The organism is Bacillus sp. FSL K6-1005, assembly GCF_038000225.1.
Lineage (GTDB): Bacteria > Bacillota > Bacilli > Bacillales > Bacillaceae > Bacillus > Bacillus mojavensis.
In genome coordinates this window covers 3348392-3360043 of the sequence record NZ_JBBOBP010000001.1, presented here as the reverse complement: position 1 = coordinate 3360043, position 11652 = coordinate 3348392, and the positions used below count along the sequence as shown (strand labels likewise).

Here is an 11652-nt window from a genome sequence, read left to right as displayed (position 1 = left end):
AGAGGACGGGGGAAATCCGAATGAACTTAGTCTTAATGGGGCTTCCTGGTGCCGGTAAAGGTACACAGGGCGAACGAATTGTTGAGGATTATGGAATACCTCACATCTCAACAGGAGATATGTTCCGTGCTGCTATGAAAGAGGAAACATCACTCGGACTCGAAGCAAAATCTTATATTGATAAGGGAGAGCTCGTACCTGACGAAGTCACAATTGGAATTGTCAAAGAAAGACTTGGCAAAGATGATTGTGAAAGAGGTTTTCTTCTGGACGGATTTCCGCGAACAGTCGCTCAAGCCGAAGCTCTTGAAGAAATTCTTGAAGAATACGGCAAGCCGATTGATTATGTCATTAACATTAAAGTTGATAAAGATTCTTTAATGGAACGTCTGACTGGACGCAGAATTTGCAGTGTTTGCGGCACAACCTATCATTTAGTATTTAATCCGCCGAAAACGCCGGGTGTTTGTGATAAAGACGGAGGCGAACTCTATCAACGGGCAGATGATAATGAGGAAACAGTCTCTAAACGGCTTGAGGTAAACATGAAGCAGACTCAGCCTTTACTCGATTTCTATTCTGAGAAAGGTTATCTTGTAAACGTGAATGGCCAGCAGGACATTCAAGATGTTTATGCAGATGTGAAGGATCTTCTTGGAGGATTAAAAAAATGATTATCTGTAAAACCCCTCGTGAACTTGGTATCATGCGGGAAGCAGGGCGAATCGTGGCTTTGACTCATGAAGAGTTAAAAAAGCACATTAAACCAGGAATCTCGACAAAAGAATTGGATCAAATTGCCGAACGTTTTATTAAGAAGCAGGGTGCAATCCCATCTTTTAAGGGGTATAATGGGTTTCGCGGGAGCATTTGCGTATCAGTGAATGAAGAACTCGTTCACGGCATTCCTGGCAGCAGGGTGCTGCGTGACGGTGACATCATCAGTATTGATATCGGTGCTAAATTAAATGGTTATCATGGTGACTCTGCATGGACATATCCGGTAGGAACCATCAGCGATGATGATAAAAAACTTCTGGAAGTGACAGAGGAATCTTTATATAAAGGCTTGCAGGAAGCAAAACCAGGTGAACGTTTGTCGAATATTTCCCACGCAATACAAACGTATGTCGAAAATGAGCAGTTTTCAGTTGTTAGGGAGTATGTCGGACATGGTGTTGGTCAAGACTTGCATGAGGACCCGCAAATCCCTCATTACGGTCCGCCCAACAAAGGACCACGGCTCAAACCTGGCATGGTTCTCGCTATTGAACCTATGGTGAACGCTGGCAGCCGCTATGTGAAAACTTTGGCTGATAACTGGACGGTTGTAACGGTAGATGGGAAAAAGTGTGCTCATTTTGAACATACAATTGCGATTACGGAAACGGGTTTTGATATACTGACAAAGGTCTAGATGATAACATCATTCCGAAAGCAGATGTTTTTCCGGCTTGATAGGGCAGAAGGTTCGGTTTAACATTGGCAGGAACGAATTCATCTTGCCATTTTCGGTGGAATTGTTGATCATCATGTACTAATAGCAGACGGAGAAAAGCGTACATTTCATTCTCCTAAGAAAAAGAATATCAATCATTTTACCCTTTATGATTGCGTATCTCCGGAAGTTCAGAACAGTATAAACGAAACAGGGCGTGTGACAAACAGAAAACTGAGATTTTCTCTTTTGAAATTTGTCAGAAAGCAAGTTACTGATTTGAAGAAGGGAGAACACTTGAATGGCGAAAGACGATGTAATTGAAGTGGAAGGTACGATAGTTGAAACATTGCCAAACGCGATGTTCAAAGTTGAACTCGAGAATGGACACACTGTTTTGGCTCACGTATCTGGTAAAATCCGCATGCACTTCATTCGCATTTTACCTGGAGACAAAGTTACGGTAGAATTATCTCCATATGACTTAACTCGTGGCAGGATTACGTACCGTTACAAATAAGCACTCCGGAAACTGAAGGAGGTTGGAAACACATGAAAGTGAGACCATCAGTTAAACCAATCTGCGAAAAATGTAAAGTTATTCGCAGAAAAGGAAAAGTAATGGTGATCTGTGAAAATCCAAAGCATAAACAAAAACAAGGATAATTTATAAGGAGGTGCCCAGAGAATGGCTCGTATTGCTGGTGTAGATATCCCACGTGACAAACGTGTTGTTATTTCTTTAACATATGTCTTCGGAATTGGCCGCACAACGGCTCAGCAAGTCTTGAAAGAGGCTGGTGTTTCAGAAGATACTCGTGTGCGTGATCTTACTGAAGAAGAACTTGGTAAAATCCGTGATGTTATTGACAAACTGAAAGTAGAAGGTGACCTTCGCCGTGAAGTTTCTCTTAACATTAAGCGTCTGATCGAAATCGGAAGCTACCGCGGAATCCGCCATCGCAGAGGTTTGCCTGTTCGCGGACAAAACTCTAAAAACAATGCGCGTACTCGTAAAGGTCCGCGTCGTACTGTAGCTAACAAGAAAAAATAAGTAAGGGAGGTACCTAAACAATGGCTGCTGCTCGTAAATCTAACACGCGTAAACGTCGCGTGAAAAAGAATATTGAGTCTGGAATTGCTCATATTCGTTCAACTTTCAATAACACGATCGTTACGATCACTGACACTCATGGTAATGCTCTTTCTTGGTCTAGTGCCGGAGCTCTAGGATTCAGAGGTTCTCGTAAATCTACTCCTTTTGCTGCGCAAATGGCTGCAGAAACAGCTGCTAAAGGTTCAATCGAACATGGACTTAAAACTCTTGAGGTTACTGTTAAAGGCCCTGGTTCAGGTCGTGAAGCTGCTATCCGTGCGCTTCAAGCTGCTGGATTAGAAGTCACTGCTATCAGAGACGTAACTCCTGTTCCTCATAACGGATGCCGTCCACCAAAACGTCGCCGCGTGTAATTTGTTTGTATAGATTTTGTGTCCCTGTCAATAATGGGTTATGATACAGTTATTTATTAAACGAATGCACCGACTCGTTGCCTGAGCACATACGGGACTAAACAATGGGGAATTTCGGATGGAATCTCATATGATTCTATTCGAGGTTTCGACGTTTTGAAGGAGGGTTTTAAGTAATGATCGAGATTGAAAAACCAAAAATCGAAACGGTTGAAATCAGCGACGATGCCAAATTTGGTAAGTTTGTCGTAGAGCCACTTGAGCGTGGATATGGTACAACTCTGGGTAACTCCTTACGTCGTATCCTCTTATCCTCACTCCCTGGTGCCGCTGTAACATCAATCCAGATAGATGGTGTACTGCACGAATTCTCGACAATTGAAGGCGTTGTGGAAGATGTTACAACGATTATCTTAAACATTAAAAAGCTTGCATTGAAAATCTACTCTGATGAAGAGAAGACGCTAGAAATTGATGTACAGGGTGATGGAACTGTAACAGCAGCTGATATTACACACGATAGTGATGTAGAGATCTTAAATCCTGATCTTCATATCGCGACTCTTGGTGAGAATGCGAGTTTCCGAGTTCGCCTTACTGCTCAAAGAGGACGTGGGTATACGCCTGCCGACGCAAACAAAAGAGACGATCAGCCTATCGGCGTGATTCCGATCGATTCAATCTATACGCCAGTTTCTCGTGTATCTTATCAAGTAGAGAACACTCGTGTAGGCCAGGTTGCAAACTATGACAAACTTACACTTGATGTTTGGACTGATGGAAGCACTGGGCCAAAAGAAGCAATTGCGCTTGGTTCAAAGATTTTAACTGAACACCTTAATATATTCGTTGGTTTAACTGACGAAGCTCAGCATGCTGAAATCATGGTTGAAAAAGAAGAAGATCAAAAAGAGAAAGTTCTTGAAATGACGATTGAAGAACTAGATCTTTCTGTTCGTTCTTACAACTGCTTAAAGCGTGCGGGTATCAACACGGTTCAAGAGCTTGCGAACAAGACGGAAGAAGATATGATGAAAGTTCGTAATCTAGGACGCAAATCACTTGAAGAAGTGAAAGCGAAACTAGAAGAACTTGGACTCGGACTTCGCAAAGACGATTGACTAGTTTCCCTTGTGAACTAGGATTTTCGTGTGTTTATAATTCAGAAAAAGCATTTCAATAAAGGAGGGGACATCACATGTCATACAGAAAACTAGGACGTACGAGTGCACAGCGTAAGGCTATGCTTCGTGATCTTACAACTGATTTGATCATCAATGAAAGAATCGAAACAACTGAAACACGTGCGAAAGAACTTCGCTCTGTAGTTGAAAAAATGATCACGCTTGGCAAACGCGGTGATCTTCACGCTCGCCGTCAAGCTGCTGCATACATCCGCAACGAGGTTGCTAACGAAGAAAATAACCAAGATGCACTTCAAAAATTATTCTCTGACATTGCAACTCGTTACGAGGAGCGCCAAGGTGGATACACACGTATTATGAAGCTTGGTCCTCGCCGTGGTGACGGAGCACCAATGGCAATTATCGAATTGGTTTAATCACATATTTTTGTGTATCTAAAGAAGGGCGGGACAGTTTCTAACTGGATCTATGCCCTTTTTTTAGATACTTCAACTTTTTCAATAGAGAGACAAGCAGAGTATGAGCTGAGAGGAGGCCGGTTGTCCGTGAATCAAAATCAGTTGATATCGGTAGAGGATATCGTTTTTCGATATCGGAAAGACGCAGAAAGACGAGCACTAGATAGCGTCTCCCTGCAGGTGTATGAGGGTGAATGGCTTGCAATTGTAGGTCATAACGGTTCAGGGAAATCAACACTGGCCCGGGCATTGAATGGTTTAATCCTTCCTGAATCAGGCGACATAAAGGTTGCTGGGATTCAACTGACAGAGGAGTCAGTGTGGGAAGTGCGTAAGAAGATTGGTATGGTCTTTCAAAATCCGGATAACCAATTTGTCGGAACGACAGTTCGCGATGATGTGGCTTTTGGTTTAGAAAACAATGGTGTACCGCGGGAAGAAATGATTGAGAGAGTAGATTGGGCTGTCAAACAGGTCAACATGCAGGATTTTCTTGATCAAGAGCCGCACCATCTCTCCGGAGGCCAAAAGCAGAGAGTTGCGATAGCAGGGATTATTGCCGCACGTCCTGATATTATTATCTTAGATGAAGCAACATCCATGCTTGACCCGATCGGGCGAGAAGAAGTGCTTGAAACAGTAAGACACTTAAAAGAGCAAGGTATGGCAACTGTCATCTCGATTACACATGATCTGAATGAGGCTGCAAAAGCTGACAGAATCATTGTCATGAATGGCGGTAAGAAATATGCCGAGGGTACGCCTGAAGAAATTTTCAAATTGAATAAGGAACTTGTTCGAATCGGGCTTGATTTACCCTTCTCATTCCAGCTCAGCCAGCTCTTAAGAGAAAATGGACTGGCTTTGGAAGAAAATCATTTGACTCAGGAAGGGCTGGTGAACGAGCTATGGACATTACAATCAAAGATGTAGAGCATCGCTATCAGATAAAGACGCCGTTTGAGCGCCTTGCCCTGTATGATATCAATGCATCGATTAAGGAAGGCAGCTATGTGGCCGTAATAGGGCATACAGGCTCCGGTAAATCCACTCTTCTTCAGCACCTGAATGGTCTCCTGAAGCCTACAAAGGGGCATATTTCATTAGGCAGTACTGTTATACAGGCAGGAAAAAAGAATAAAGACCTTAAAGCCCTCCGAAAAAAAGTCGGAATCGTTTTCCAATTCCCCGAACATCAATTATTTGAAGAAACAGTTCTCAAAGATATTTCATTTGGACCGATGAACTTTGGTGTAAAAAAGGAAGACGCTGAACAAAAAGCGAGAGAGATGCTGAAGCTTGTAGGTTTATCTGAAGAGCTCCTGGATAGATCACCTTTTGAATTAAGCGGAGGGCAAATGCGCAGAGTTGCAATTGCCGGGGTGCTTGCAATGGATCCTGAAGTGCTTGTTCTTGATGAACCGACAGCAGGACTGGATCCAAGAGGGCGAAAAGAGATCATGGACATGTTTTATGAGCTCCACCAACGGGGAAATCTGACGACAATTCTTGTCACCCACAGCATGGAGGATGCGGCTGCCTATGCTGATGAAATGATCGTGATGCATAAAGGAACTATCCAGGCATCAGGCAGTCCGCGAGACTTGTTCTCAAAAGGGGAAGAGATGGCCGGCTGGGGGCTGGATCTTCCGGAAACAATTAAATTCCAAAGGCAGCTGGAAGCCGCACTTGGTGTCAGATTTAAAGAGCCTCTGCTCACAATAGAAGATGCAGCTGCTGAAATCCGTGCTCTTTTTCAGGGGGAAAAGACCTTATGATGGACAGCATGATTATCGGCAAGTATGTGCCGGGTTCTTCACTTGTGCACCGGCTTGATCCACGAACAAAACTGGTTACGATCTTTTTGTTTGTCTGTATCGTTTTCCTAGCCAATAATGTGCAGACCTATGCGCTGCTTGGTTTATTTACAGCAGGCGTTGTTTCCTTAACAAGGGTTCCTTTTTCCTTTTTGATGAAGGGGCTAAGGCCTATCATCTGGATTATTCTTTTTACGTTCCTGCTCCATATTTTCATGACACATGAAGGGCCGGTTATTTTTGAACTTGGCTTTTTCAAGATCTATGAGGGCGGTTTGGTACAAGGGATTTTCATTTCCCTTAGGTTCGTCTATCTGATTTTAATGACCACTCTATTAACGCTGACAACAACACCTATTGAGATTACCGATGGTATGGAACGGCTGCTCAACCCATTTAAAAAATTAAAGCTTCCTGTTCACGAGCTGGCTCTTATGATGTCGATCTCTTTGCGGTTTATCCCAACCTTGATGGAGGAGACAGATAAGATTATGAAGGCTCAGATGGCGCGAGGCGTTGATTTTACAAGCGGACCGCTTAAAGACAGAGTGAAGGCAATTGTGCCGCTGCTAGTCCCTCTCTTTGTCAGTGCGTTTAAGCGTGCTGAAGAGCTTGCGGTTGCAATGGAGGCAAGAGGCTATCAAGGCGGAGAGGGACGCACAAAATACAGAAAGCTTGTATGGACGGCAAAGGATACTTCTGTCATTGTCAGCTTGTTCATATTGGCTGCTCTGTTATTTTTCTTAAGGGCTTAGAGGTGCTTTATGAGACTGAAATGCACGATTTCTTATGACGGACATTTGTTTAATGGATACCAAGTACAGCCGGGTAAAAGGACGGTTCAGGATGAGCTTGAGAAGGCACTGGCTGTGCTGCATAAGTCAAAAGACAGAATCCCTGTCGTTTCCTCTGGACGGACGGACAGCGGGGTTCACGCGGCTGGACAGGTGATTCATTTTGATACACCGCTCTCTATTCCGGCTGAGAGATGGCCGTATGCTTTAAATGCACTGCTTCCGGATGATATTGCAGTCAAAACGGCAGAAATTGCGGATGATGGGTTCCATGCACGATTTAGCGCAGTTAAAAAGGAATATCGCTACTTTGTATACACGGAGAAACACCCGGACGTATTTAAACGGCATTACGCTTACCATTTTTCATATCGCCTCAATGTGCAGAACATGAGAGAAGCGGCAAAGCATCTTTTAGGAACACATGATTTTACAAGCTTTTGTGCGGCTAAAACGGAAGTGCAGGACAAAGTGAGAACGATTTATGAACTCGATTGGACTGAGACTGATGACGGCCTGCAAATGCGGATCACAGGCAGCGGTTTCCTATATAATATGGTCAGAATTATTGCGGGTACTTTGCTGGATGCAGGTATTGGAAAAATTTCTCCCGATGATGTGAAATCCATGCTGGAAGCGAAGGATCGCGAAGCAGCAGGGCGTACAGCACCGGGGCATGGGCTATATTTATGGAACGTTTACTATGACAACTAAACCAGGTGTATAATATTTTCTTGACAGAGTCTGCATAAAGTTATAAGATATCATATGGTATGTATTTCAACCCCACGATAAGCCCCGGAACTTATTGTGTTGTGAAATAGAACGTAATCGAAGTTTATTGAAAATGACAGATCATTTAGGAGGGAAATTCAATGCGTACAACACCTATGGCTAACGCAAGTACTATTGAACGCAAGTGGTTAGTTGTTGATGCTGCTGGCAAGACTTTAGGCCGTCTTTCTTCAGAAGTTGCAGCTATCCTTCGCGGAAAACACAAACCAACTTACACACCACACGTTGATACTGGAGATCATGTGATCATCATCAACGCTGAAAAAATCGAGTTAACTGGTAAAAAGTTAACTGACAAAATCTACTACCGTCACACTCAACATCCAGGCGGATTAAAATCAAGAACTGCTCTTGAAATGCGTACAAACTACCCTGAGAAAATGCTTGAGCTTGCTATCAAAGGCATGCTTCCAAAAGGTTCTCTAGGTCGTCAAATGTTCAAAAAATTGAACGTATACCGTGGTTCTGAGCATCCACATGAAGCACAAAAACCTGAAGTTTACGAACTTCGCGGTTAATTAAAAAGGAGGTTACCAATTTGGCACAGGTTCAATATTACGGTACTGGCCGTCGTAAAAGTTCTGTAGCGCGTGTGCGCTTAGTTCCAGGAGAAGGTCGTATCGTCGTTAATAATCGTGAAATCAGCGAGCACATCCCATCTCCAGCTCTAATCGAAGATATCAAACAACCATTAACTTTGACTGAAACAGCTGGCACTTATGATGTTTTAGTAAACGTACATGGAGGCGGCTTATCTGGTCAAGCTGGAGCAATCCGTCATGGTATCGCTCGTGCTTTGCTTGAAGCAGATCCAGAATACCGTGCAACACTTAAACGTGCAGGTCTTCTGACTCGTGACGCTCGTATGAAAGAACGTAAAAAATACGGTCTTAAAGGCGCTCGTCGTGCACCTCAGTTCTCAAAACGTTAATTTTACGTTTCAAAGCTCTCAACTATGGGTTGGGGGCTTTTTTTTATTTTCTTTTCAGAATAAAAGCAGAAGTGATGAAACAGGCATCTGTTTTTGGCTATTAAAATGACCCTTTTTTCATTGCTGGTCTTTCTCACAAGGTTTCGCAATCGTGTATGCTTTTAACAGTTCCCAGCACAAAATGTATCACTTTTTCAATTCAATGCTTAATGATCTATCTTAAGCGCCTGTAAACGAACGATGAGTTCTATATATCCAAAAGTCCTTTGCAAATGGTATACGCATTTATCGCTTGTAATCAAAACGTTCCTTCGTTGTTGGAAATACAGAACCTTGTTTAACAAAGGGCCTATTACATCATAGGCATTCTTACAAAAGTGTCAAATGCTATAGGGCAATGCAAAGTGTAATGCCGGCATCAAGTGCTCTACCATTAATTTGATTTGAAAAAGTGATATTATATTCACTAGCCATAAAATCACACATCTCCTTTGTGAATTTATTGCGGTTTTATGAATTTTTTTCTGAATATGCAAAGGGAAAGCGGTATCAATATAGAAATATTTGTTATACTCTAAACATTAAAGTAAGGAGAACGATTCATGAATGCGTTAGTAGATCATAATAGCAAAGCCTGGGATCAAAAAGTAGAAACAGGCAATGAATGGACTGTTGCTGTAGAGCGGCATGTCATTGAACAAGCAAAAAGAGGGATTTGGGATATCAGGTTAACCCCTATTAAAAATGTGCCAAAGGATTGGTTTCCTCCTGTAAAAGGCTTGAAGGTGCTTTGTTTGGCCTCAGGAGGCGGACAGCAGGCCCCGGTTTTGGCGGCAGCCGGAGCGGATGTCACAGTCTTAGATAACTCAGAACAGCAGCTGGAGCAGGACAGAATGGTTGCTGATCGCGACGGCTTGACCATACGTACCGTTAAAGCAAGTATGGATGATCTCAGTCAATTTGAAAATGAATCATTTGATTTCATCGTACACCCAGTTGCCAATGTTTTTGTTGAAAATATCCTGCCGGTCTGGAAAGAAGCACACCGCGTGCTGAAAAGAAATGGCACTTTAATCTCGGGGTTTGTTAATCCAGTTGTTTTTCTGTTTGACATTGAATTAGAAGAGCAGGGCGTTTTAAAAGTAAAGCACTCCATTCCATACGCCGACTCAGAAGATCTTCCAAAACATAAGGTGAAAAAGCTGATTGAAAATAATGAAGCGCTGGAATTCGGGCATTCCTTAGAAGATCAAATTAAGGGACAGCTCGACGCCGGTTTTATCGTCACTGGTTTTTATGAAGATAAAGGCGGTTTTGTGCTGGATCAATACATTAATACATATTCTGCAACAAGAAGCATTAAAGTATGAAGGCAGCGACCTATTAGAGGGAGCTGCTTTTTATTATTGTGATGCCTCTGCACTTACAAGCGAACCCACATTCCCTCCCCCGCAGAAAGCTGCTTTTTTTAGATGTTCAAGTTATCGACACCTTCATTTGGTCGAATTTCCAACCGTATTCGGGCATGGTTTCACCTCCCAAACCTCAAAATAACCGGTAAAAGGAGAGTGAATTTGTATGGCAGAGGTACTGTCTTTTATGGATGTGAAACGGCAAAAGGATTTTGAATTAGAAAAAAACTTGCTTAAAGAACTCTCACTTAGACAAATCATTCAGTCTGTAAAGGCCTGTCTTACTCCATTATTTCCATTTTTGCAGGATGAAAGGGACGTTATGACTGAAGGCTGTATTGATTTTGCGATAGAAGCTTATTTGTTAGGCGGGCGTTTTGGGGTTTTCGGGTATTATGGAGAATCTATGCAAAGTGTTAGTGCCCGCTCCGCAAGGGAAGAGGAAGAGCTTCGTTTGGAGTTTTTTGAATACCTTTATCATTGGACACATGAGCAATACTCAACATTTGATAAAAACACAGTATATGAAGCAGCGCGAAAATTCATCAAAGATTGGTGGACAGAAGGGTTTGTCCAAAGAGAAAAACAATGTAAGCTTCGTATGCGTTAATCATATTTCCCACCCCTGTCCCATACTTATGTAATAACGGACAAGCGGGAGGGGAAGGGATGAGGAAAAAGCTTAAATGGCTCAGTTTTATGCTAGGCTTTATCGTATTACTGTTTCTATTCAAGTATCAATTCAACAATAGCGATTCTTGGAATCCATGGAGTCTGCCTTTGAGCGGGAAAATTATTTACCTTGATCCAGGTCATGGCGGGCCGGACGGAGGAGCAGTAGGCGGCAAGCTGTTAGAGAAGGATATAACTCTGGAGGTGGCCTTCAGAGTCAGGGATTATCTTCAGGAACAAGGGGCCCTAGTGGTGATGACTAGAGAAAGTGACACCGATCTAGCTCCTGAAGGGACAAGAGGCTATAGTAGGCGAAAAGGGGAAGACTTAAGACAGCGAGTGAAATTAATTAACAACTCAGAGGCTGAGCTCTACCTTAGCATTCATCTTAATGCAATCCCGTCACAAAAATGGAGCGGAGCCCAAAGCTTTTATTACGGAAAATACGAGGAAAACGAGAAAATTGCAAAATACATCCAGGATGAGTTGAGAACAAACCTAGAGAATACAACCCGAAAAGCAAAGCGAATTCATGGAATTTACTTAATGCAAAACGTCACAAAACCAGGTGCGCTTGTAGAAGTCGGTTTTTTATCCAATCCTGGCGAAGCTAAGATGCTGGGAAAACCGAAATATCAGGACAAAGTGGCATCTTCCATATATAAAGGAATATTGAGATACTTTACAGAAAAAGGCGACCCTCCGGAGTAAAGGAGGGTT

At 42.8% G+C, this 11652-nt stretch carries 17 protein-coding genes and 1 pseudogene; all 18 read left to right on the top strand.

What is annotated here, in order from left to right; all coding sequences use genetic code 11:
• Positions 1-20 precede the first annotated feature (20 nt).
• Positions 21-674 (top strand): adenylate kinase, encoded by a 654-nt coding sequence (locus tag NST16_RS17300; RefSeq protein ID WP_010332780.1) that lies wholly within the window; start codon positions 21-23, stop codon positions 672-674.
• Positions 671-1417, top strand: coding sequence for a type I methionyl aminopeptidase (map, locus tag NST16_RS17295; RefSeq protein ID WP_010332781.1), 747 nt, complete (start codon positions 671-673; stop codon positions 1415-1417). The genes NST16_RS17300 and map overlap by 4 nt, the downstream gene beginning before the upstream one ends.
• Before the next feature lie 64 nt (positions 1418-1481).
• Positions 1482-1762: pseudogene (locus tag NST16_RS17290) on the top strand (KOW domain-containing RNA-binding protein).
• Complete coding sequence (gene infA, locus NST16_RS17285; RefSeq protein ID WP_003156508.1) at positions 1740-1958, top strand: translation initiation factor IF-1; 219 nt, start codon at positions 1740-1742, stop codon at positions 1956-1958. Before NST16_RS17290 ends, infA begins: the two are co-directional and overlap by 23 nt.
• A 32-nt stretch (positions 1959-1990) precedes the next feature.
• Positions 1991-2104: a 50S ribosomal protein L36 gene (gene rpmJ, locus NST16_RS17280; RefSeq protein WP_003156543.1), complete on the top strand. Its 114-nt coding sequence runs from the start codon at positions 1991-1993 to the stop codon at positions 2102-2104.
• Between the two features lie 22 nt (positions 2105-2126).
• Positions 2127-2492: a 30S ribosomal protein S13 gene (gene rpsM / locus NST16_RS17275; RefSeq protein ID WP_003156545.1), complete on the top strand. Its 366-nt coding sequence runs from the start codon at positions 2127-2129 to the stop codon at positions 2490-2492.
• Positions 2493-2512: 20 nt separating this feature from the next.
• Positions 2513-2908 carry a 30S ribosomal protein S11 gene (gene rpsK / locus NST16_RS17270; RefSeq protein WP_010332782.1) on the top strand — a complete coding sequence of 132 codons (396 nt, stop codon included), beginning with the start codon at positions 2513-2515 and terminating at the stop codon, positions 2906-2908.
• A 176-nt stretch (positions 2909-3084) separates the two neighbouring features.
• The gene (locus tag NST16_RS17265; protein WP_010332783.1) at positions 3085-4029 is read left to right on the top strand and encodes a DNA-directed RNA polymerase subunit alpha; all 945 of its coding nucleotides are present in this window, start codon (positions 3085-3087) and stop codon (positions 4027-4029) included.
• 77 nt (positions 4030-4106) lie between these two features.
• Complete coding sequence (rplQ, locus tag NST16_RS17260) at positions 4107-4469, top strand: 50S ribosomal protein L17 (protein ID WP_003225836.1); 363 nt, start codon at positions 4107-4109, stop codon at positions 4467-4469.
• 129 nt (positions 4470-4598) lie between these two features.
• On the top strand, positions 4599-5444 hold the full coding sequence (locus NST16_RS17255) for an energy-coupling factor ABC transporter ATP-binding protein (RefSeq protein ID WP_010332784.1): 846 nt from the start codon (positions 4599-4601) through the stop codon (positions 5442-5444).
• Positions 5420-6289 carry an energy-coupling factor ABC transporter ATP-binding protein gene (locus NST16_RS17250; RefSeq protein WP_168746781.1) on the top strand — a complete coding sequence of 290 codons (870 nt, stop codon included), beginning with the start codon at positions 5420-5422 and terminating at the stop codon, positions 6287-6289. Before NST16_RS17255 ends, NST16_RS17250 begins: the two co-directional genes overlap by 25 nt.
• Positions 6286-7083 carry an energy-coupling factor transporter transmembrane component T family protein gene (locus NST16_RS17245; RefSeq protein ID WP_168746782.1) on the top strand — a complete coding sequence of 266 codons (798 nt, stop codon included), beginning with the start codon at positions 6286-6288 and terminating at the stop codon, positions 7081-7083. Before NST16_RS17250 ends, NST16_RS17245 begins: the two co-directional genes overlap by 4 nt.
• Before the next feature lie 9 nt (positions 7084-7092).
• A complete protein-coding gene (gene truA, locus NST16_RS17240) occupies positions 7093-7836 on the top strand; it encodes a tRNA pseudouridine(38-40) synthase TruA (RefSeq protein WP_268447478.1) in 744 nt (247 codons plus the stop codon).
• 161 nt (positions 7837-7997) lie between these two features.
• Entirely contained in the window at positions 7998-8435 is a 438-nt protein-coding gene (rplM, locus tag NST16_RS17235) for a 50S ribosomal protein L13 (RefSeq protein WP_003241966.1), read from the top strand.
• Between the two features lie 20 nt (positions 8436-8455).
• Positions 8456-8848 (top strand): 30S ribosomal protein S9, encoded by a 393-nt coding sequence (gene rpsI, locus NST16_RS17230; RefSeq protein ID WP_003225846.1) that lies wholly within the window; start codon positions 8456-8458, stop codon positions 8846-8848.
• Positions 8849-9450: 602 nt separating this feature from the next.
• The gene (locus tag NST16_RS17225; protein WP_340887744.1) at positions 9451-10218 is read left to right on the top strand and encodes a class I SAM-dependent methyltransferase; all 768 of its coding nucleotides are present in this window, start codon (positions 9451-9453) and stop codon (positions 10216-10218) included.
• Between the two features lie 208 nt (positions 10219-10426).
• Positions 10427-10870 carry a DUF2521 family protein gene (locus tag NST16_RS17220; protein WP_326205235.1) on the top strand — a complete coding sequence of 148 codons (444 nt, stop codon included), beginning with the start codon at positions 10427-10429 and terminating at the stop codon, positions 10868-10870.
• A gap of 59 nt (positions 10871-10929) precedes the next feature.
• Positions 10930-11643 (top strand): N-acetylmuramoyl-L-alanine amidase CwlD, encoded by a 714-nt coding sequence (gene cwlD / locus NST16_RS17215; RefSeq protein WP_010332790.1) that lies wholly within the window; start codon positions 10930-10932, stop codon positions 11641-11643.
• The last annotated feature ends 9 nt before the right edge of the window (positions 11644-11652 follow it).

Excerpts from the sequence above, each read along its gene's own strand:
- NST16_RS17300 (WP_010332780.1), top strand. The coding sequence starts at position 21 with ATGAACTTAGTCTTAATGGGGCTTCCTGGTGCCGGTAAAGGTACACAG.
- map (WP_010332781.1), top strand. The coding sequence starts at position 671 with ATGATTATCTGTAAAACCCCTCGTGAACTTGGTATCATGCGGGAAGCA.
- infA (WP_003156508.1), top strand. The coding sequence starts at position 1,740 with ATGGCGAAAGACGATGTAATTGAAGTGGAAGGTACGATAGTTGAAACA.
- rpmJ (WP_003156543.1), top strand. The coding sequence starts at position 1,991 with ATGAAAGTGAGACCATCAGTTAAACCAATCTGCGAAAAATGTAAAGTT.
- rpsM (WP_003156545.1), top strand. The coding sequence starts at position 2,127 with ATGGCTCGTATTGCTGGTGTAGATATCCCACGTGACAAACGTGTTGTT.
- rpsK (WP_010332782.1), top strand. The coding sequence starts at position 2,513 with ATGGCTGCTGCTCGTAAATCTAACACGCGTAAACGTCGCGTGAAAAAG.
- NST16_RS17265 (WP_010332783.1), top strand. The coding sequence starts at position 3,085 with ATGATCGAGATTGAAAAACCAAAAATCGAAACGGTTGAAATCAGCGAC.
- rplQ (WP_003225836.1), top strand. The coding sequence starts at position 4,107 with ATGTCATACAGAAAACTAGGACGTACGAGTGCACAGCGTAAGGCTATG.
- NST16_RS17250 (WP_168746781.1), top strand. The coding sequence starts at position 5,420 with ATGGACATTACAATCAAAGATGTAGAGCATCGCTATCAGATAAAGACG.
- NST16_RS17245 (WP_168746782.1), top strand. The coding sequence starts at position 6,286 with ATGATGGACAGCATGATTATCGGCAAGTATGTGCCGGGTTCTTCACTT.
- truA (WP_268447478.1), top strand. The coding sequence starts at position 7,093 with ATGAGACTGAAATGCACGATTTCTTATGACGGACATTTGTTTAATGGA.
- rplM (WP_003241966.1), top strand. The coding sequence starts at position 7,998 with ATGCGTACAACACCTATGGCTAACGCAAGTACTATTGAACGCAAGTGG.
- NST16_RS17225 (WP_340887744.1), top strand. The coding sequence starts at position 9,451 with ATGAATGCGTTAGTAGATCATAATAGCAAAGCCTGGGATCAAAAAGTA.
- NST16_RS17220 (WP_326205235.1), top strand. The coding sequence starts at position 10,427 with ATGGCAGAGGTACTGTCTTTTATGGATGTGAAACGGCAAAAGGATTTT.
- cwlD (WP_010332790.1), top strand. The coding sequence starts at position 10,930 with ATGAGGAAAAAGCTTAAATGGCTCAGTTTTATGCTAGGCTTTATCGTA.